Here is an 18,460-nt window from a genome sequence, read left to right on the forward strand (position 1 = left end):
AATCTTCCGTGCTGTAACTGGTCCGGCGAATCTCAACATTCGGCCCGAACAGCTCGCTTGCTGCGGTTAGGTGCAGGCTGAGAAACGACTTAGACCCGAATGAAAAGAGCCCCGCCCGTCACTGAATTTTGGGGGGACTTGGGACGACCGGGCCTGGCTTGGCGCATCTGGACACCAGTCAAAGGCATGCCGGGTATCTCCTGGCGGTTTACGAACCCCGCGTGAATACCCGCTTTTTCCACTGCTGGACCCGCACGCCGGCGAACGCTAACGGACACAAAACACCCAGTCGACCACCAGTGGGACGCCAAAAACACTCGGACATGGGATGCACAGGCGACGTGGATCATCTGGCGCACGACACCCTTGGAAGCCTTGCCCGGCCTGGCCTGGAGCCCTGAAATCTAACAGCTGTTTAACGCTAAGCACCTGAGTTGAAAACAGTTTTCTTCAAATACATGGTTGACAGCGGCGCAGCCGACGGTAAAATGCCGACCCACAGACGCGGGATGGAGCAGTCTGGTAGCTCGTCGGGCTCATAACCCGAAGGTCGTAGGTTCAAATCCTGCTCCCGCAACCAAACATCGAAAAGGCCACTCAAGCGAGTGGCCTTTTTGTTTGCGCCTTCAATTGACTCAGTCGATTAAAACAAACAAACCGATTGACAGCATTTAAATCAGGCGTAGAATCATCGGCGCGGGATGGAGCAGTCTGGTAGCTCGTCGGGCTCATAACCCGAAGGTCGTAGGTTCAAATCCTGCTCCCGCAACCACCTTCAGAAAAAGGCCACTCAAACGAGTGGCCTTTTTCGTTTCCGCCGTTGATCTTCCTCAGCTTCCCTTAAGCAAGACGGGCATACCCTTGCCGTACCTGCAGAAGACGCAGGTTATCGACAGAGGAACGCCCTGATGAACTGGAAGAACACCCCGTCCCGCTATGGCAGCCTGTCCATCGGCCTGCACTGGCTGATGCTGATCCTGATCGCCGCCGTCTACGCCTGCATCGAACTCAAAGGCAATTTCCCCAAGGGCAGCGACGCCCGCGAGCTGCTCAAGCAATGGCATTTCATGCTCGGCCTGAGCGTATTGGCCCTGGTCTGGCTGCGCCTGCTGGCTCGCGTGATCGCCCCGGCGCCGAAGATCGAGCCGGCGCTAAGCGCCTGGCAAGCCGTACCCGCGAAACTGATGCATGTCGCCCTGTACGCCCTGATGATCGGCACGCCGCTGGTCGGCTGGCTGATCCTTAGTGCCGCCGGCAAGCCCATCCCCTTCTTCGGCCTGGAGCTGCCGGCATTGATCGGCCCGAACAAGGAGCTGGTCGGACAATTCAAGGAACTGCACGAGCTGGCCGGCACCGCCGGCTACTGGCTGATCGGCCTGCACGCCGCGGCCGGCCTGCTGCACCACTATATAGGCGGCGACAACACCCTGGTCCGCATGCTGCCCAAACGCAACTGAAGACCAGGCGCCTCTGGTCAAGCGCCCGATCCGCCGCTAGAATTGCGCACTTTTTGATCAGCGGCGCCCCCGGGGCGCCCATCGAGGTTAGCCCGCATGTCCACCGCCACACCGAAAGTCGGCTTCGTTTCCCTGGGATGCCCCAAGGCCACGGTCGATAGCGAACGCATCCTGACCCAGCTGCGCATGGAAGGTTACGAGATCGTGCCGACCTACCAGGATGCCGACGTGGTGGTGGTCAACACCTGCGGCTTTATCGACAGCGCCAAGGCCGAATCGCTGGACGCCATCGGCGAGGCCATCGCCGAGAACGGCAAGGTGATCGTCACCGGCTGCATGGGCGTGGCCGAAGACAGCATCCGCGACGTGCACCCCAGCGTGCTGGCGGTCACCGGCCCGCAGCAGTACGAGCAGGTGGTCAACGCCGTGCACGAGGTGATCCCGCCGAAGACCGAGCACAATCCGCTGATCGACCTGGTGCCGCCGCAGGGCATCAAGCTCACCCCGCGCCACTACGCCTACCTGAAGATTTCCGAGGGCTGCAACCACAGCTGCAGCTTCTGCATCATCCCCTCGATGCGCGGCAAGCTGGTCAGCCGCCCGGTCGGCGACGTATTGAGCGAGGCCGAGCGCCTGGTCAAGGCCGGCGTCAAGGAACTGCTGGTGATCAGCCAGGACACCAGCGCCTACGGCGTCGACCTCAAGTACAAGCTGGACTTCTGGAACGGCCAGCCGGTGAAGACGCGCATGCTCGAACTGTGCGAGGCGCTGTCGGCGATGGGCGTGTGGGTGCGCCTGCACTACGTCTACCCCTACCCCAACGTCGACGACGTGATCCCGCTGATGGCCGCCGGCAAGCTGCTGCCCTACCTGGACATCCCCTTCCAGCACGCCAGCCCGAAAGTGCTCAAGGCCATGAAGCGCCCGGCCTTCGAGGACAAGACTCTGGCGCGGATCAAGAAATGGCGCGAGATCTGCCCCGAGCTGACCATCCGCTCCACCTTTATCGTCGGCTTCCCCGGCGAGACCGAGGAAGACTTCCAGTACCTGCTGGACTGGCTCAGCGAAGCCCAGCTCGATCGCGTCGGCTGCTTCCAGTACAGCCCGGTCGACGGCGCCCCGGCCAACGACATGGATCTCGAACCTGTGCCGGACGAGATCAAGCAGCAGCGTTGGGAGCGTTTCATGGCCCACCAGCAGGCGATCAGCAGCGCGCGCCTGCAGGCCAAGATCGGCCTGGAGATGGACGTGCTGGTCGACGAAGTCGACGGCGAAGGCGCCGTGGCCCGTTCCTGGGCCGACGCCCCGGAGATCGACGGCAGCGTGTTTATCGACTCCACCGCGGTCAAGCCGGGCGACAAGGTGCGCGTGCGCATCGTCGATGCCGATGAATACGACATGTGGGGCGAACTGATCTAAGCCTACGCCGCACCGCCAAGCCCCGCCCCGAGCGGGGCTTGTCATTTCTGCAGGCCTATACTCAACGGCAGGTTCCTCACCGCTTCGCCACCATGCCGATCAAGGTCTATTACGACGGTGCCTGTCCGCGCTGCGTCGCCGACCGCCGCCGCTACGAACGCCTCAGCGACCAGCCCGCCGACAGCGTGCAGTGGCTGGATATCAGTGGCCGCGACGAGGAGTTGCGCGCCGCCGGCATCGACCCGCAAGCGGCACTGAGCGAACTGCACGTGGCGGACGAACAGGGCCGCATCCACCGCGAGCTGGACGCCTACATCCTGCTGCTGCAACGCACTGCGCGCCTGCGCCCGCTGGCCTGGCTGCTGGCCCTGCCCGGCCTGCGCCCGCTGCTGTCGTGGACCTACCGGCGCTGGGTGCTGCGCCGCCTGCGCCGTCAGGGGCGCTGGCCGCCCGGCTGATACAGGCTAGTTCGCACTACCCCTGAGCGGCGCGCCCCAGGGGCGATAACGCAGCGAGAACACGGCATCGGAATGACAGCCGGAGTAATGCCGCTGCGGTTCGGCCGGCTCGGCGCGAAACGGCTGGCCGTCTGCGCTGGTCTGGCGAAAGGCTTCGCGGACGATGCCGATGCTGCAGGGCAGTGCCTGGCCATAGGCGCGGCGCACCGGCGTCGCCAGGCTGGCGGTGCCCTCGCCGTCCTGCCACCAGACCGAGATGCCCAGCGCCTGCAAGTCGCCGAGCCAGGCCGCATAGGCGTTCGGACTCAGGCGCGCGGCGCTGAACGCGCTCAGGTGCAGCGGCGCGTCGAGCTGGGCGGCGAAATCCTGCAGTTGGCGGCGCAGCACCCGGCGCCGCTCGCCGGCCAGGAACTGCACGTCGTCCAACTCCAGCGGCAGGTACCAGCCGGCCACCGGCAACTGCCACTGCTCGCGCAGCAGCCGCTGGTGCGCCAGCGACAGGCCCAGCTGGTACTGCCAGTAGACCTGCAGGCCCGGGCCGTCCAGCTCGCGCTGGCGCTGGTAATAGGCCGGGTCCATGTACAGCCCCAGCACCAGCTGCAGGCCCTGTTCCTGCGCGGCGCGCAGGCTGTTGGCCAGCCAGCCGTCGGCGCCGCCGAAATCCGCCTCGCCATAGGCCGTCCACTGCACCAGCAGGGTCTTCACCCCGGCGTCGGCACTGGCGCGCCAGATATCCCGCCAGGCCTGCTCCTGCAGGCGGCTGTCGGCATTCAGCGGCTGAAAGAACAGGCGCTCCTCGGCGTGCAGCTGGGCGACGAGCAGCAGACAGAAGGCCAGAACAAGGCTACGCATCAGAAATCCACCTCCACTCGCAGCAGCACGCCGCTGGCCCGTTCGTACAGGTTGCCGCCCAGCCCCCACTGGTACTCGGCATTGACCTTGAGGTTGGCCGGATAGGCGTTGTACCGGCTGTCGCCGTACCACAGCTGCCAGCGCAGGCCGAGGCCGCTGCGCCAGTCCTGGCGCCAGTGGCTGCGCGGGTCCTGCACGCTGAACTCGACGAAACCGTAGGGCATCAGGGTCTGCGCGCCGGCCGCGGCCAGCTTGTAGGTGCGCCCCTGCTGGTAGCGCGACAGCCAGGCATGATCGCCGGCGCGGGTCCACCAGGCGGCGTCGAGATAGAGGGAGCGCTCGTTCCACTGCGTTTCGTCGACCCGCCAGTCGTTGCGCCAGTCGCCCTGATCGAAGAAGGAGGCGGTGGCGCGCAGCAGCAGGTCGGTGCTGACCTGGCCCTTGCGCACGTGATCGTTGAGCGCCTCGGACACCGCGGCCGGATTGAGCCACTGGCCGAGACTGAAACCGTCGAAGTCGGCGTCGTCCAGTTCGCTCTGCGCATAGAGCTCGCTGTACAGATTGAGGTTGTGCGTGCCGAGCGGCCGATAGCGCAGGCCCAGACCGGTGCCCAGGGAACGGCCGTAGCGGTGGCGCCCGTCGCCGCCCAGCAGCGCCCGGCCGTAGACCGACAGGCTGCGTCCGGCGCGGCTCGGCTCGGCGCCCAGGGCGTGGTCCCAGACGGCCATCTGCACGTTGCTGGACGCCGCCCGCCGGCTCTCTCCGGCGCGGCTGCCGTCGTCGCGCAGGATGTCGTTGGTGGCCACCCCGGCCGGCGACCAGACGCTGGCCAGGGTGAAGCTGTCGCGCCGCGACAGGCTCTCATGGGCGCGGCGCTGACGGTAGCGCCGCGCCTCCAGGCTGCCGTACTGGTCGTCGCCGGCCACCGGGTGCTGTTCCAGGTCGATCACCCGGCGCAGCTCGAGGCGCGCCGCCACACTGTCCTCGGCCTCGGCGTAACGCCAGGCCAGGGTCTCGCCGAGGCGGTAGTCCTCGGGATAGTCGCGCGTCGCACGCTGCAGCGGGGCAATGGCGCGGCGCCGCTCCTCGGCGCTCTCGGCGGCGGCCAGACGCATGGCGTAGTCGGCGTTGTAACGCGGGTTGGCCGGCTCCAGCCGCGCCGCCTCGGCCAGCCAGGCCGTGCTCTGCTGCGTGTCGCCGGCCAGCTGGGCGGTGGCCGCGGCGCCATAGTAGTGACCGGCCTGCGGCCGCTGGTCCAGTGCCAGGCGCTGGCGCTGCAGGGCCAGCGGCAGGTCACCGCCGGCCTGGGCGATGGCTGCCCCCAGGGCCCAGTCGTCGGCACTGGTCGACTGCGCCGCCTGCCAGTAGCGCTCGGCGGCCTGCGCCTCGCCGGCGCCCAGGGCGCTGCGCGCGGCGGTCAGCCGGGCGATGTTGTCCAGTTGCGTCGGCGCCAGCTCGCGCCAGATGCGCCAGGCCGCCGGCGCATCGCCGGCGGCCTCCAGGGCATAGGCCAGCGGCAGGCGACTGGCCTGATCGCCCTGAGCCAGCGCCGCCTGGTAATAAACCACCGCCTCGCCGGGACGCGCCGGCATGGCGCAGCGGCCGAGCACGCGCAGCTCGGCAGGGTTGCGCGTGGTATCGGCGATCTCGCCCCGCACCCAGGCGCAGTGGCCGCTTTCGGCCAGGCGGCCGAGCAGCGCGGCACGGCTGTCGCCGTCCAGATGCGCCAGCAGCGCCCGGGCGCGCGCCATATCCAGAGGCGCATCGGCCTCGGCATAGAGCCCGGCCAGGCGCTGCAACAGCGGCGCCGGCAGACGCCCGCCGTGGCTGTCGAAGGCCTGCTCCAACCACTGCCGCGCCACATCGTGGCGCCCCGCCTGCACTGCCAGGTAGCTGGCCTGATCCAGCGCCTGCAGGTCGCCGCTGCTGCGGTAGTAGTCGAACCACAGGCGCTCGGCCTGCTCGCGCTGGCCGGCGGCCTGCAGCAGTTCGGCACGCTGGCGCTGCACCGCCGGGGTCTGCGGCTGACGCGCCAGCCAGGCCAGGGCCAGGTCGCCGCGGCCCTGTTCGCGCCACAGCGCCAGCAGGCTGTCGCGACGCGCCGAGTCCCAGGGCTCGGCCAGGCGCTGGCGCTGCAGCAGATCCTCGGCCTGCAGGCGCTGGGCCAGCACCAACCAGGTCTGCGGATCGTCCTCGGCGCGGCAGTCGTGCAATTGCTCGAGGGCCGCGCCCGGGTCATGACGCGACAGCCATTCGGCGGTCTCCAGGCAGGGCCGCCCGAGCTGCTCGCCCAGTTCGCGCACCAGCGGCGTATCGCCACCCTGGCGCGCCAGCTCCCACAGACGGCCGCGCTGCTCGGCGCTGTCGCGGTCGGCCGGCGGCAGGCTGGCCAGCCAGCGTTTGGCCATCTCCAGCTGCCCCAGGGCAACGGCGCGATCGAGCATGGCCAGGCGTAGCTGCCGCTCCGCCGCCGGCGACGGCGGCCGCGCCAGCAGGCGCTGCAGGCCAGCCTCGTCGAGCAGTTGCACGCGGGCATTGGCCAGTCGCCGCCAGTCGTCCTCGCTCAGCCGGCCCTCGGCCTCCAGCGCGGCCAGCTGCTGCTCGGTGGCGGACCAGTCGCGCAGGCGCTCGGCCCAGTTGGCGCGGGCCATGCGCAGCACCTGGTCGTCGCCCTTGGGCGGAATCTCGTTGAGCCAGTCCAGTGCACGCTTGGCGCCGCCGAACCTGGCCAGGCTGAGGCTGTAGGCCTGCCACAGGCGCACATGGTCGTCGCCCTCGCTCTGCGCCAGCCAGGCTTCGACCAGCGAGGTGCCCGGCGGGTCCTGCTCGATCCAGGTCAGGCGCAGCTCCAGCAGGGCATCGTGACCGTCGCTCAGCTGCGTGGCCAGCGCCTCGGCCTCGCGGTAGCGGCGCTGCTTGGCCAGCGCCTCGACTAGCAGGCTGCGCGCCTCGTCGTTGCGCGGCACGCGCTCGAGCAGATGGCGCATCAGCCGCTCCACCTCCGCCCAGTTGTCGCGGCCGGCCTCGCGGTAGGCGCGGTCGAGGAAGGGGTAGCTGCGAAACTGCTGGAAGCCGGTCAAGGGCTCGGCGGCCATCGCCGCAGTGGCGACCAGACCGGCGAGCAGGGACACACCGAGCAGGCGCTTCATACCAGCGCCTCCACCAGCCGATAGGACTCGCGCTGTTCCTAGGCCTGTTCACGCAGCGCCTGCCGCAGCACCTCCTCGCCGATCACCCCGCGCTGCAGCAGGTGCTGGCCGAGGGAGTGCCGCTCCGGGTCGAAGTCGATCAGCGCCTGGTTGAACAGCGACGGCGGCAGCAGACCGCGCACCTGCAGCAGGTCGCCGAACAGCACCTGGTGCTTGCACACCTGCTCCAGCAGGGCCTCGTCGTCGGCATGGCGCTGCAGTGCGGCAAGCATGGCGCGGCTCTCCTCGCTGCTGTGGCGGCCGCCATACCAGTGGCGCAGGCCCAGGGTCACCCGCCCCTGCGGCGCCAGCTGCCAGCGCACCGGACGACCGAGCTGGCGACTGATGGCGCCGACCGAGACCTGGCTGAGCAGGCGTTCGCTGGCCAGCACCAGGGTCTCGCCCTCCTCCGCCACCGGCAGCACCGCATAGCGCAGCGCCAGGCGCCGGGGAAAGGCACGGATCAGGCGCTGGTCGAGGCGGAAGGGGTTGAGCGGCGCCCAGGGCTCGTCCAGCTGCGCGGCCAGGGCCTGCACCAGCTGGCGGCTGTCGAGCAGGCCGTCGAGCAACAGCTGGCGGCCGAGACGACGCCGCACCGGGTTGGTCAGCGCCGCGGTCAGCTGCGCCTCGCCGATCAGGCCCTGTTCGACCAGGCGCCGGCCCAGCGGCGTCTGCGGGCTCTGCCCGAGCGAGGGGAATTCGTGGGTGGTCTTGTCCCAGGCCACCCGGCGCGAGTCGCCCATCTCCAGCACCTGCTTGAGCGCGCGGACGTTGGCGAAAAAGTTGACGAAGTTGCTCCACATCATCCGCGGCACCGACAGCAGGCCCTGGCCGATGCCGTAGAAGCGGGTGACGAAGTAGCCGCGCTGGAACAGGCGGTTGAGCAGCAGCAGGCCATTGAGCCAGAGCAGCGTGCTGAGCAGCGGGCTGCCGGAGAGGATCGAGGGAAAATGCCAGGCCTCGGGGTTGAACAGGCCGATCAGCCACATGGCGAGCAGCACCAAGAACAGCAGGTTGACCAGAAAGCTCAGCAGGTAGGCGAACAGCCCGCGGCGGTCGCGCCAGAGGAAGTAGTTGAGCGCCGCCCGCGGGCTCCAGCCCAGGTTGCGGGTACCCTGGAAGACGATGCCGGTGATCCAGCGCGATTTTTGCCGGATGGCGTGCGCCCAGGTCCGCGGAAAGTGCTCGCGCACGCAGATCACCTGGGCGAAGCGCTGGCTCATGCCCAGCCCGGACTCCTGCGCCAGGGCCAGTTTCGGATCGCTGACCGGGAAACGGGCGAAGATGCACTTCATGCCCTTGGCCTTGAGGCGGAAGCCGATGTCGTAGTCCTCGGTCAGGCTCTGCACGTCGAAGGCGATGCCGTCGCCGTCTTCCAGCAGCGCGGCGATGGCGCGGCGGCTGAAGCAGGTGCCGACGCCGGCGCTGGGCACCTGGCCGGTGAGCGCCTCGCGCACCACCACGTCCTTGCCGTGGTTCTCGGCGAACTCGTCGACGTAATGCCCGGCGGTGAAGCCGCTCCACTCCGGGGCATAGGGGTAGACCGGCACCTGGATCAGGTCCTTGTTCGGCAGCAGGTAGTTGAACAGGCGCAGCTCCAGCGGCGAGATCACGTCCTCGGCGTCGTGCAGGATGAAGCCGGCGAACTCCACCCGCGCCTCGGCCTCGAAGCGCAGGATGGCATCGATCACGTTGTTCAGGCAGTCGGCCTTGCTGGTCGGCCCGGGGCGGGCGCAGACCACCTTGTGTACGTTGGGGTAATGCAGGCACACGGCGTCGACGTCGGCCTGGGTGTCGGGGTCGTTGGGGTAGGTGCCGACGAAGATCTGGTAGTTCTCGTAGTCCAGGGTGGAGGCCGCCAGGCGCGCCATCTCACCGACCACGCCGACCTCCTGCCAGGCCGGCACCATGATCGCCAGGGGCTTTTCCGGCGTGCCATAGAGCAGCCTCTCGTCGGCGCGCTCGTGCTCGGCGTAGACGCGAAAGCGGCGGATCAGCGCACGCCCCCAGTACACCAGGTCGATGAACAGGTCATCCAGGCCGAGCAGGAACATCAGCGCGGCGAGCAGGATGGCCAGGTATTTCAGGGCATACAGCACATAGGCCAGCAGGTCGACCAGATCCAGACTCATCGCGCGTCACTCGGTTTTGGCTGTTGCGGCCCAGCGCAGCAGGCGCTGGGCGATCTTCTCGCTGGCGTGGCCGTCGCCATAGGGGCTGAACACCCGGTTCATCGCCCGGTAGGCCTCGGCATCGTCGAGCAGGCGCGCGGTCTGCGCGACGATGCGCGCCGGGTCGGTGCCCACCAGCCGCACCGTGCCGCCCTCCAGCACCGAGGGCCGTTCGGTGACCTCGCGCAGCACCAGCAGCGGCTTGCCCAGCGCCGGCGCCTCCTCCTGCACGCCGCCGGAGTCGGTGAGGATCAGGTAGGCGCGGTCCATCAGCCAGACGAAGTGCGGGTAGCCCTGCGGCGCCACCAGATGGACGTTGGCCAGGCCGCCGAGCAGCCCGCGCACCGGCCCCTGCACCTGCGGGTTGAGATGTACCGGGTAGACGAACTGCACCTCGGGGTAGCGCCCGGCCAGCTCGGCCAGGGCCTGGCAGATCTGCTCGAAACCCTGGCCGAAGTTCTCCCGCCGGTGCCCGGTGATCAGCACCAGGCGCTGCTCCGCCGCCAGCGCCGCCAACGGCGAATCGGCCGCCGGCTGCCAGCCGCTGCTGCGCAAGTGATCGCGCATCCACAGCAGGGCGTCGATCACCGTATTGCCGGTGACCTCGATATCGGCCGGCGCGCGGCCCTCGCGCAGGAGATTGTCGCGGGCCTTGTCGGTGGGCGCGAAATGCAGGTCGGCGAGCACTCCGGTGAGGGTGCGGTTGGCCTCTTCCGGCCAGGGCGCGCGCAGGTTGCCGGTACGCAGGCCGGCCTCGACGTGGCCGATGGCGATCTGCCGGTGGAAGGCGGCCAGCGCGGCGACGAAGCTGGTGGTGGTGTCGCCGTGGACCAGGACGATATCCGGCTGCACCCGGGCGTAGCTGGCATCGAGGCGCAGCAGCAGTTGCTGCGCCAGGCCGTTGAGGGTCTGGCCCTGGGTCATCAGGTCGAGGTCCTCGTCCACCCCCAGCTCGAAGGCGGCGAGCACCTGGCGCAGCATCTCGCGGTGCTGGCCGGTGGAGCAGACGAACAGCTCGACCCCCGGCCAATGTTTGAGTACCCGCGCCAGCGGCGCCATCTTGATCGCCTCGGGCCGGGTGCCGAAGACCATCTGAACCTTGAGGGACATGCACCGCTCCTTGGCCTGGCTCTCCATGAGGGGGAATCGGCCGTCTGCCTGATGAGAAGAACTCGCACCGGCAATACAAGTCGCTCTATCGCGCCCTGTCCAGGCCGATTTAGAGTTGCCTTGAGCCAAATCAATGGAGACGCACCTATGCGTATCGTGCTGCTGGGCAATGCCGGTGCCGGCAAGAGCACATTGGCCCGGCAGCTGATCGGCGGCCGCGCCGTCGCCCACCTGGGGCTGGACGAGATCGCCTGGAACGAGGGGCCTCAGCGCAAACCGCTTGGCGAAAGCCGGGCATTGCTGATGGGCTTTATCCAGGCACATCGACACTGGGTGATCGAAGGCTGCTATGGCGACCTGATCGAGACCGCGCTGCCCCACTGCGACGAGCTGATCTTCCTCAATCCCGGCGTCGATACCTGTATCGCCCACTGCCGACGGCGCCCCTGGGAAGCGGAGAAGTTCGCCAGTGCCACCGAGCAGCAGGCCATGCTCTACAACCTGATCCAGTGGGTCGGCGAGTACCCCATACGGCAGGACGAGTGCGGCCTGGCGCGCCATCGTGCGCTGTTCGAGGGGTTCACCGGGCGCAAGCGCGAATACCAAAGCCCGCACGACTACCCGAACTCATCTGCCGAATAACCCCGCATGCCTACAGGCGGGGCGCTACAATGGCCGCCCTTTTGCCAGCCGAGCCACCCCGCATGAGCGAACCCGTCCGCCTGTCCAAACGCGTCATCGAACTGTTCGGCTGTTCGCGGCGCGAGGCCGACCTGTACATCACCGGCGGCTGGGTCAGCGTCGACGGCCAGGTGGTCGAGGCGCCGCAGTTCAAGGTCGAGGGCCAGCGCGTCGAACTGCACCCCGAGGCCAGCCTCGATCCGGTGGAGCCGGTGACCCTGCTGCTGCACTGTGCGGCCGACGCCGACAACGCGCGAATCCAGCAGTCGCTGGCCGCCGTCAACCACTGGAGCGACGACCCGCACACGCAGCGCGTGCTGCATGGGCATTTCCTCCGCCAGGAGCAGAGCCTGCCGCTGCAGGTCGGCGCCAGCGGCCTGGTGGTGCTCAGCCAGGACTGGCGCACGCAACGCAAGCTGCGCGAGGACGGCCACAAGCTGGAACAGGAATACCTGCTGGAGGTCAGCGGCGAGCTGGCGCCGAACGGCCTGGAGCGCCTGAAGAAGGGCCTGCTGCACAAGGGCGTGCAGTTCCCGCCGTGCAAGGCCAGCTGGCAGAGCGAGCAGCGCCTGCGTTTCGCCCTGAAGAATCCGCAGCCGCAGCAGCTGCGGCAGATGTGTGCGGCGCTGGGGCTGACGGTGCTGGCGATGAAGCGCATCCGCATCGGCGGCGTGCCCATGGCCAAGCTGCCGCTCGGTCAGTGGCGCTACCTGGGCGAGAAGGAACGCTTCTGACAACCATGCTAGGGTTTGCCTCTCGTCTTGCGGAGACCATCGCCATGCGTACGCTGCTACTGACCGCCCTGCTCGCCCTGAGCGCCGCCTGCCTGGCCGCGCCGGCACCGTTCTTTCTCTGGCAGAGCAAGGCCGACGGCCACCTGACCTGCGCCCAGGTCAGCCCCGGCGAAGGCTGGGTGCGCTTCGCCGGGCCCTTTCGCGACGCCGGTTGCCGGGTGATCGACTAGCGAAGCGCCTTTGGTCAGCGCCTGCCGGCGCCGGGCCATGCTCGACTAGCATTAGCCATGGGGGATCTGACTCACCTTCGAGGTGAAGGAGACCGCTCATGGCCACCCTCGACTGGCGCCTGCAAGGCGTCGAATTCATTTCCTGCAATTGCAACTGGGGCTGTCCCTGCCAGTTCAGCGCCCCGCCCACCCACGGCAACTGCGAGGCGGTGGTGGCGATGCGCATCGCCCATGGCCACTTCCAGGCCACGCCCCTGGACGGCCTGTGCTGGGCCGCTACCTTCGCCTGGCCAGGCCCCATCCACAAGGGTAACGGCAGCGTCCAGCTGTTTATCGACGAGCGCGCCGACGCTGCGCAGCGTCAGGCGCTGCTGACCATCCTCTCCGGCCAGGAAAGCGAGCCCGGGGCCAATGTGTTCCAGGTCTTCAGCACCACCCTGAGCCAGGTGTTCGACCCGCTGTTCGTGCCCATCGAACTCAGCATCGATGTCGACGCGCGCCTCGCCACGCTGCACATCCCCGGCGTGCTGCAGGCCAGTGGCGAACCGATCCGCAGCCCGGTCGACGGCAGGCCGCAGCGGGCACGCCTGGTCTTGCCGGAGGGCTTCGAGTTCCTCGAAGCGGAGATGGCCAGCGGCAGCCACAGCACCCACGCCGCACTGCACCTGGAGTCCAGCGGCGGCCACAGCCACCTGGCCCGAGTGCACTTCACCGGCCAGGGTGTGCAGCCCTGAACGCGGTTGTACCTCGCCGCCCGCTGACGGCGGAACAGGCGTTGTGGCTGTTGTGCCTGCTGACGCTGATCGCGCTCGCCTGGCTGGCGCTGCAGCGCATGGCCCTGACCATGAGCGCGCCGGGCGGCATGGCGGATGCGGCGATGAGCGGCATGCCGATGCCCTGGAGTCCGGGCGATGCCCTGCTGATGCTCGCCATGTGGGCGGTGATGATGGTCGCCATGATGCTGCCCGGCGCCTTGCCCACGCTGCTGCTCTACCAGGCGCTGCTGCGCGGGCGCCTGGCCGCCCCGCGGCGGCACCTGGCCGTGGCGCTGTTCGCCCTGGCCTATCTGCTGGTGTGGAGCGTCTTCGCCATTGCCGCCACCGCGCTGCAGTGGTGGCTGGAACAGCTCAGCCTGGTGCACAACACGATGCGCAGCGCCAGTACTCAGCTCACTGCGCTACTGCTGCTCGGCGCCGGCCTCTACCAGTGGCTGCCGCTCAAGGCGGCCTGTCTGATGCGCTGCCGCGGGCCGCTGCAGTTCTTCCTCGGCAACTGGCGCGACGGGGCGCTCGGCGGCCTGCGCATGGGCCTGGCCCATGGCGGCTACTGCCTGGGCTGTTGCTGGGCGCTGATGGGCCTGCTGCTGGTGGTGGGGGTGATGAACCTGCTGTGGGTGGCGGCGCTCGGCGCCTGGGTGCTGCTGGAGAAGTGCCTGCCGCAGGGCCTGTGGCTGGCGCGCCTGGGCGGGCTGCTGCTGATCGCCTGGAGCCTGTGGCTGCTGTTCGGCTGAGCCGCTGGGTTAACATGGCCGCCCCCGACCCGTATGCCGCCGCCATGACCTACAGCGTTTCCCCGATCGGTTTCGTCCGTTCCTGCTTCAAGGAAAAATTCGCCATCCCCCGCCAGCCGCAGCTGGCGCCGGCCGCGCGCGGCGTGCTGGAGCTGCTGCCGCCGTTCGACCAGGGCGACGCGGTGCAGGGGCTGGAGCAGGTCAGCCACGTCTGGCTGCTGTTTCTCTTCCACCAGGCGCTGGAGCAGCAGCCGCGGCTGAAGGTGCGCCCGCCGCGCCTGGGCGGCAACCAGGCGGTCGGCGTGTTCAGCACCCGCGCCACCCACCGGCCCAACGGCATCGGCCAGTCGGTGGTACGCCTGGAGCGGGTCGAGCCGGGCCGCCTGCACCTGTCCGGCATCGACCTGCTCGACGGCACCCCGGTGCTGGATATCAAGCCCTACGTGCCCTACGCCGACTGCCTGCCCGAGGCGCGCAACGCCATGGCCGAGGGTGCGCCGCAGCTGATCCCGGTGGCCTGGCAGGCCGAGGCGCTGCAGCAGGCGCAGGCCCACGCCCTGCGCCTGGGCGAACCGCTGGTGGAACTGATCGAACAATGCCTGGCGCAGGACCCGCGCCCGGCCTACCAGCAACCCGAGCCCGAGCGCCGCTACGGCGCGCGCCTGTGGGACCTGGACGTGCACTGGCACTACCCCGAGCCGGGGCGCATCCGCGTGCTGGATCTGCAGCGAGTGGCGCAGTAGCGCCAAAAGGCGCGCCGCCGGCAGGGGCTGCCGGCGGCGCGAGGCTCAATCGAGGTTGATCGAACCGATCTTGTGCACCGACAGGTCGGCGCCGTTGTATTCCTCTTCCTGGCTCAGGCGAATGCCCAGCAGCGCCTTGAGCACGCCATAGACCAGGAAGCCGCCAAGCAGCGCCACCAGCACGCCGAGCGCGGTGCCGATCAGCTGGCTGGCCAGGCTGACGCCGCCCAGGCCGCCGAAGGCCTCCAGGCCGAAGATGCCGCAGGCGATGCCGCCCCACACGCCGCACAGGCCGTGCAGCGGCCAGACGCCGAGCACGTCGTCGATCTTCCATTTCACCTGGGTCGCGGTGAAGGCCCAGACGAACAGCGCGCCGGCGATGGCGCCGGTGACCAGGGCGCCGACCGGGTGCATCAGGTCGGAGCCGGCGCAGATCGCCACCAGGCCGGCCAGCGGGCCGTTATGCAGGAAGCCCGGGTCGTTGCGCCCGACCAGCAGCGCGGCGACCGTGCCGCCGACCATGGCCATCAGCGAGTTGACCGCCACCAGGCCGCTGACGCCGTCGAGGGTCTGCGCGCTCATCACGTTGAAGCCGAACCAGCCGATGATCAGGATCCACGAGCCGAGGGCGAGGAAGGGAATGTTCGACGGCGCCATGGCCACCAGCTTGCCGTCGCGATAGCGGCCGTTGCGCCGCCCCAGCAGCAGCACCGCGCCGAACGCCAGCCAACCGCCCATGGCGTGCACCACCACCGAGCCGGCGAAGTCGTGGAAGCCGGCGCCGAAGCGCGCCTGGAGCCAGGCCTGCAGGCCGTAGTTGCCGTTCCAGATCAGGCCCTCGAAGAAGGGGTAGACGAAGGCCACGATCAGCGCCGTGGCGCACAGCTGCGGGCCGAACTTGGCGCGTTCGGCGATGCCGCCGGAGATGATCGCCGGGATGGCCGCGGCGAAGGTCAGCAGGAAGAAGAACTTCACCAGGCCGTAGCCATGGTTCTCGGTCAGCACCGCCGCCGGCTCGAGGAAGGTCACCCCGTAGGCGATCCAGTAACCGATGAAGAAATAGGCCAGGGCCGAGATGGCGAAGTCCGAGAGGATCTTCGACAGCGCGTTGACCTGGTTCTTCTGCCGCACCGTGCCCACTTCGAGGAAGGCGAAACCGGCGTGCATGGCCAGCACCATGATCGCGCCGAGCAGGATGAACAGGGTATTGGAGCCGTGGATCAGGGTTTCCACGGCGCTGTTGATGTTTTCCATCTGCGAAGAAAACTCCGGCGTTGGGGAAAAAGCACCAAAGCAAGGCATCGACAAGCCGGCGCGCACCACAATGCAGCCACCCGTACCGCCATGCCCACATAAAGCGCCAGGCCACGGCCCCGAAATGGCGCCGCTCGATTCTGGTTCCTTGGTACTAATTTCTTATTAATTAATAACTTAGGCTTGCGATCGGCCTTCCTGACCCAGACCGGAAAAGCCCCAACACGGGGCAGTTCCGAGACTTCGCGCACCAGCACAATGCAAGCGCTATACCAGCCTGGCCCTTGGCCATTTACCGACTACCCTTGCGGAACCCTCGAGCCTCGACGCACTCGTAAGCCTTACATGCCCAACGCAGAGGACGCGCTCCATGCCCCGTAAAAACGCCACCCCGAGCAGCCAGGATGCCCTGCTGGAAGATTTCCAGGCCCTGGTCAGCGACACCGAAAAACTCCTGCAGCACTCCGCCAGCCTCGCCGGCGAACAGGCCGAGGCGCTGCGCGACGATATCCGCAACAGCCTCGGCCGCGCCCGCGAGACCCTGCACCGCGCCGAAGCCGGCCTGCGCGAGCAGGGCAAGATCGCCGTGGACGCCACCGAGGACTACGTGCACAAGCACCCCTGGCGCGCACTCGGTCTGGCGACTGCGGTGGGCCTGCTGTTCGGCCTGCTGCTCAGCCGCCGCTGAGCGCGCGCCATGAGCGGCCCTTCCCCCCGCCGCCTCGGCGCGGCCCTGCTCGGCCTGCTGCAGGGCCATCTGGCGCTGCTCGGCCACGAACTGGAGGACCAGCGCAACCAGGCCCTGCGCGCCCTGCTGCTGGGCGGCCTGTGCCTGGGCTTCGCCCTGCTGCTACTGATCGGCCTGTCGGCGCTGCTGCTGATCCTCTACTGGGACAGCCACCGCCTGGCGGTGGCCGTCGGCCTGTGCCTGTTCTATGCCGCCGGCCTGCTGGCCAGCGGCGCCTGGCTGGCCCTCAGCCTGCAGCGCGCCGAGCCGCCCTTCGCCGCCAGCCTGGAAGAACTGCAACGCGACCGCGAGCAACTGCTGCCATGAGCCTGCCCCCCCTCCCCAAAGGCGCCTCGCGCCGGCAGCTGCGCAAGGCGGTGCTGCGCATGCGCCTGGAGATGCACCGCCAGGAGCTGCGCCACGAAGCGCTGCAGCTCAGCCAGCCGCTGCGCCAGGCGCGCGACTATGGCCTGCGCCTGCGTCAGGGCACTGCACCATTTTGGCTCGCCGGCGGCGCCCTGGCCCTGGCCGGCCTGCTCGGCGGCAAGCGTGGCTGGCGGCGCTGGCTGCGCCTGGCGCTGATCGTCGCCCCGCTGCTGCGGCGCCGCCGCCCCACCGCCGAGGCCTGAATGCCGCTGGTCTAGACCTGGGCTGGCCGCGATCTTGCTAGATCGAGCGATCCGCCCGCCTCGGTGGCGGCCCAATGCTCGCAGCTAAGGACACCCAGGTGATCGACGGACAGCCCTTCGCCGTCTTCCAGCCCTTTATCGACACCGCCACCGGCCGCATCGCCGGGGTCGAGGCGCTCGCCCGGCTGCGTGACGCCAGCGGCCAGGCGCATTCCGCCGGCCCGCTGTTCGCCGATCCGAAGACCCCGCCGACGGCGCTGCGCCGCCTCGACCGCCAGGTGCGCGAGGAGGCCCTGGCGCGCTTTCACCAGGCGCCTGCGGACTGGTTTCTCAGCCTCAATATCTCGCCGCGCTGGATCAGTCGCCTGCGTCCGGCACAGCCGCTGCCCAGCCTGCTGCAGCTGCAGCGCAGCGGCATCGAGCCTTCGCGCATCGTCTTCGAGATCACCGAACTGGGCGGCGCCAGCCAGCGCTTGCCGGATGTGGTGGCGCGCTACCGCGAGGCCGGTGCGCGCATCGCCATCGACGACTTCGGCGCCGGCTACTCGCAGCTCGACCGGGTGCTGGCGCTGCAGCCGGACATCCTCAAGCTGGACATGCGCCTGTTCCAGGCCGCCGCCCGCGGCGGCCCCAGCGGCGAGGTGGTCAAGGCCCTGGCGCAGATGGCGGAAAAGACCGGCTGCTGGATCATCGCCGAGGGCGTGGAAACCGAAGCAGAGCTCAACTTCGCCCTGGAATGCGGCGCCCGCTACGTGCAGGGTTTCCTGTTCGCCAAACCGGCCCGCGAGCTGTTCGCCAGCGACGCCTTCGCCGGCCGCTTCGCCCGCTTGCGCGACAGCTACGTGCAGCACAAGCTGGCCGAGCGCGCGCGGCTGATGACCCTGCGCCAGCAGCTGGCGGAGCTGATGCACGAGCTGCGCCTGTGGGCCGAAAGCGGTGCGCCGGCCGCGCGCCTCCGCGCGCCGGAGCACTACCCCTGGCTGCTGCGCATCTACCAGTGCGACCGCCACGGCACCCAGCTGACCCCCAACCTGGAATGGCGCCAGCAGGCCTGGCACAGCGACGACCGCTACCTGGGCCACAACTGGTCGTGGCGCCCCTACTTCTACCAGCTGCTCGCCGAAGGCTGGGAGGAGCGCCGCCTGACCCTGTCCAGCACCTACCGCGACGCCACCAGCAACCAGTACTGCCTGACCGCCGGGCAATTCATCGACCACGGCCGCCGTTTGCTGCTGGTGGACATCGACGCCGCCGGTCTTTGAATGCACAGCTAGGCTTGAGTTAACCCCTCGACCAT

At 68.7% G+C, this 18,460-nt stretch carries 18 protein-coding genes and 2 tRNA genes; 15 read left to right on the forward strand and 5 right to left on the reverse strand.

The window, feature by feature from the left end; all coding sequences use genetic code 11:
- Window positions 1-503: 503 nt before the first annotated feature.
- The 5 genes from ACIGFL_RS09815 to ACIGFL_RS09835 all read left to right on the forward strand — a co-directional run bounded on the left by ACIGFL_RS09815 (window position 504) and on the right by ACIGFL_RS09835 (window position 3,334).
- Window positions 504-580, forward strand: a tRNA-Met gene (locus ACIGFL_RS09815).
- 115 nt (window positions 581-695) lie between these two features.
- Window positions 696-772, forward strand: a tRNA-Met gene (locus ACIGFL_RS09820).
- Window positions 773-908: 136 nt separating this feature from the next.
- On the forward strand, window positions 909-1,457 hold the full coding sequence (locus ACIGFL_RS09825) for a cytochrome b (RefSeq protein WP_122107316.1): 549 nt from the start codon (window positions 909-911) through the stop codon (window positions 1,455-1,457).
- A 96-nt stretch (window positions 1,458-1,553) separates the two neighbouring features.
- The gene (gene rimO / locus ACIGFL_RS09830) at window positions 1,554-2,876 is read left to right on the forward strand and encodes a 30S ribosomal protein S12 methylthiotransferase RimO (protein ID WP_021446054.1); all 1,323 of its coding nucleotides are present in this window, start codon (window positions 1,554-1,556) and stop codon (window positions 2,874-2,876) included.
- A gap of 38 nt (window positions 2,877-2,914) precedes the next feature.
- Entirely contained in the window at window positions 2,915-3,334 is a 420-nt protein-coding gene (locus tag ACIGFL_RS09835; protein WP_305955977.1) for a thiol-disulfide oxidoreductase DCC family protein, read from the forward strand.
- 6 nt (window positions 3,335-3,340) lie between these two features.
- On the opposite strand, the gene ACIGFL_RS09840 is transcribed toward ACIGFL_RS09835, so the two are convergent.
- The 4 genes from ACIGFL_RS09840 to wecB are packed head-to-tail and all read right to left on the reverse strand — an operon-like array spanning window position 3,341 to window position 10,655.
- Window positions 3,341-4,186 carry a DUF4434 family protein gene (locus ACIGFL_RS09840; protein ID WP_397497048.1) on the reverse strand — a complete coding sequence of 282 codons (846 nt, stop codon included), beginning with the start codon at window positions 4,184-4,186 and terminating at the stop codon, window positions 3,341-3,343.
- A complete protein-coding gene (locus ACIGFL_RS09845; protein WP_397497049.1) occupies window positions 4,186-7,335 on the reverse strand; it encodes a phage receptor in 3,150 nt (1,049 codons plus the stop codon). Before ACIGFL_RS09845 ends, ACIGFL_RS09840 begins: the two co-directional genes overlap by 1 nt.
- A gap of 38 nt (window positions 7,336-7,373) precedes the next feature.
- A complete protein-coding gene (gene nrfB, locus ACIGFL_RS09850) occupies window positions 7,374-9,506 on the reverse strand; it encodes a cyclic di-3',5'-guanylate-activated glycosyltransferase NrfB (protein WP_397497050.1) in 2,133 nt (710 codons plus the stop codon).
- Window positions 9,507-9,512: 6 nt separating this feature from the next.
- Window positions 9,513-10,655 carry a non-hydrolyzing UDP-N-acetylglucosamine 2-epimerase gene (wecB, locus tag ACIGFL_RS09855; RefSeq protein WP_397497051.1) on the reverse strand — a complete coding sequence of 381 codons (1,143 nt, stop codon included), beginning with the start codon at window positions 10,653-10,655 and terminating at the stop codon, window positions 9,513-9,515.
- Window positions 10,656-10,802: 147 nt separating this feature from the next.
- Here wecB and ACIGFL_RS09860 point away from each other — a divergent pair, with 147 nt between their 5' ends.
- The 6 genes from ACIGFL_RS09860 (at window position 10,803) to tsaA (ending at window position 14,553) form a co-directional block, all read left to right on the forward strand.
- Window positions 10,803-11,297 carry a hypothetical protein gene (locus tag ACIGFL_RS09860; protein ID WP_397497052.1) on the forward strand — a complete coding sequence of 165 codons (495 nt, stop codon included), beginning with the start codon at window positions 10,803-10,805 and terminating at the stop codon, window positions 11,295-11,297.
- A 62-nt stretch (window positions 11,298-11,359) separates the two neighbouring features.
- Window positions 11,360-12,070, forward strand: a complete 711-nt coding sequence (locus ACIGFL_RS09865; RefSeq protein ID WP_397497053.1) for an rRNA pseudouridine synthase — start codon at window positions 11,360-11,362, stop codon at window positions 12,068-12,070.
- A 44-nt stretch (window positions 12,071-12,114) separates the two neighbouring features.
- Complete coding sequence (locus ACIGFL_RS09870; RefSeq protein WP_021442518.1) at window positions 12,115-12,300, forward strand: hypothetical protein; 186 nt, start codon at window positions 12,115-12,117, stop codon at window positions 12,298-12,300.
- A gap of 98 nt (window positions 12,301-12,398) precedes the next feature.
- A complete protein-coding gene (locus tag ACIGFL_RS09875; protein ID WP_397497054.1) occupies window positions 12,399-13,034 on the forward strand; it encodes a DUF1326 domain-containing protein in 636 nt (211 codons plus the stop codon).
- A 41-nt stretch (window positions 13,035-13,075) separates the two neighbouring features.
- The gene (locus tag ACIGFL_RS09880; RefSeq protein ID WP_397497055.1) at window positions 13,076-13,810 is read left to right on the forward strand and encodes a DUF2182 domain-containing protein; all 735 of its coding nucleotides are present in this window, start codon (window positions 13,076-13,078) and stop codon (window positions 13,808-13,810) included.
- A 44-nt stretch (window positions 13,811-13,854) separates the two neighbouring features.
- On the forward strand, window positions 13,855-14,553 hold the full coding sequence (tsaA, locus tag ACIGFL_RS09885; protein WP_397497109.1) for a tRNA (N6-threonylcarbamoyladenosine(37)-N6)-methyltransferase TrmO: 699 nt from the start codon (window positions 13,855-13,857) through the stop codon (window positions 14,551-14,553).
- Between the two features lie 45 nt (window positions 14,554-14,598).
- On the opposite strand, the gene ACIGFL_RS09890 is transcribed toward tsaA, so the two are convergent.
- Window positions 14,599-15,807: an ammonium transporter gene (locus tag ACIGFL_RS09890; protein ID WP_122107325.1), complete on the reverse strand. Its 1,209-nt coding sequence runs from the start codon at window positions 15,805-15,807 to the stop codon at window positions 14,599-14,601.
- A gap of 370 nt (window positions 15,808-16,177) precedes the next feature.
- Between ACIGFL_RS09890 and ACIGFL_RS09895 the strand changes: the two genes are divergently transcribed.
- The 4 genes from ACIGFL_RS09895 (at window position 16,178) to ACIGFL_RS09910 (ending at window position 18,425) form a co-directional block, all read left to right on the forward strand.
- Window positions 16,178-16,495 (forward strand): YqjD family protein, encoded by a 318-nt coding sequence (locus ACIGFL_RS09895; RefSeq protein WP_397497056.1) that lies wholly within the window; start codon window positions 16,178-16,180, stop codon window positions 16,493-16,495.
- A gap of 9 nt (window positions 16,496-16,504) precedes the next feature.
- Complete coding sequence (locus ACIGFL_RS09900; RefSeq protein WP_122107326.1) at window positions 16,505-16,861, forward strand: phage holin family protein; 357 nt, start codon at window positions 16,505-16,507, stop codon at window positions 16,859-16,861.
- Window positions 16,858-17,163 carry a hypothetical protein gene (locus tag ACIGFL_RS09905; RefSeq protein ID WP_397497057.1) on the forward strand — a complete coding sequence of 102 codons (306 nt, stop codon included), beginning with the start codon at window positions 16,858-16,860 and terminating at the stop codon, window positions 17,161-17,163. Before ACIGFL_RS09900 ends, ACIGFL_RS09905 begins: the two co-directional genes overlap by 4 nt.
- 98 nt (window positions 17,164-17,261) lie before the next feature.
- On the forward strand, window positions 17,262-18,425 hold the full coding sequence (locus ACIGFL_RS09910; RefSeq protein ID WP_397497110.1) for an EAL domain-containing protein: 1,164 nt from the start codon (window positions 17,262-17,264) through the stop codon (window positions 18,423-18,425).
- The last annotated feature ends 35 nt before the right edge of the window (window positions 18,426-18,460 follow it).

The organism is Pseudomonas sp. NPDC077649, assembly GCF_044542855.1.
Lineage (GTDB): Bacteria > Pseudomonadota > Gammaproteobacteria > Pseudomonadales > Pseudomonadaceae > Aquipseudomonas.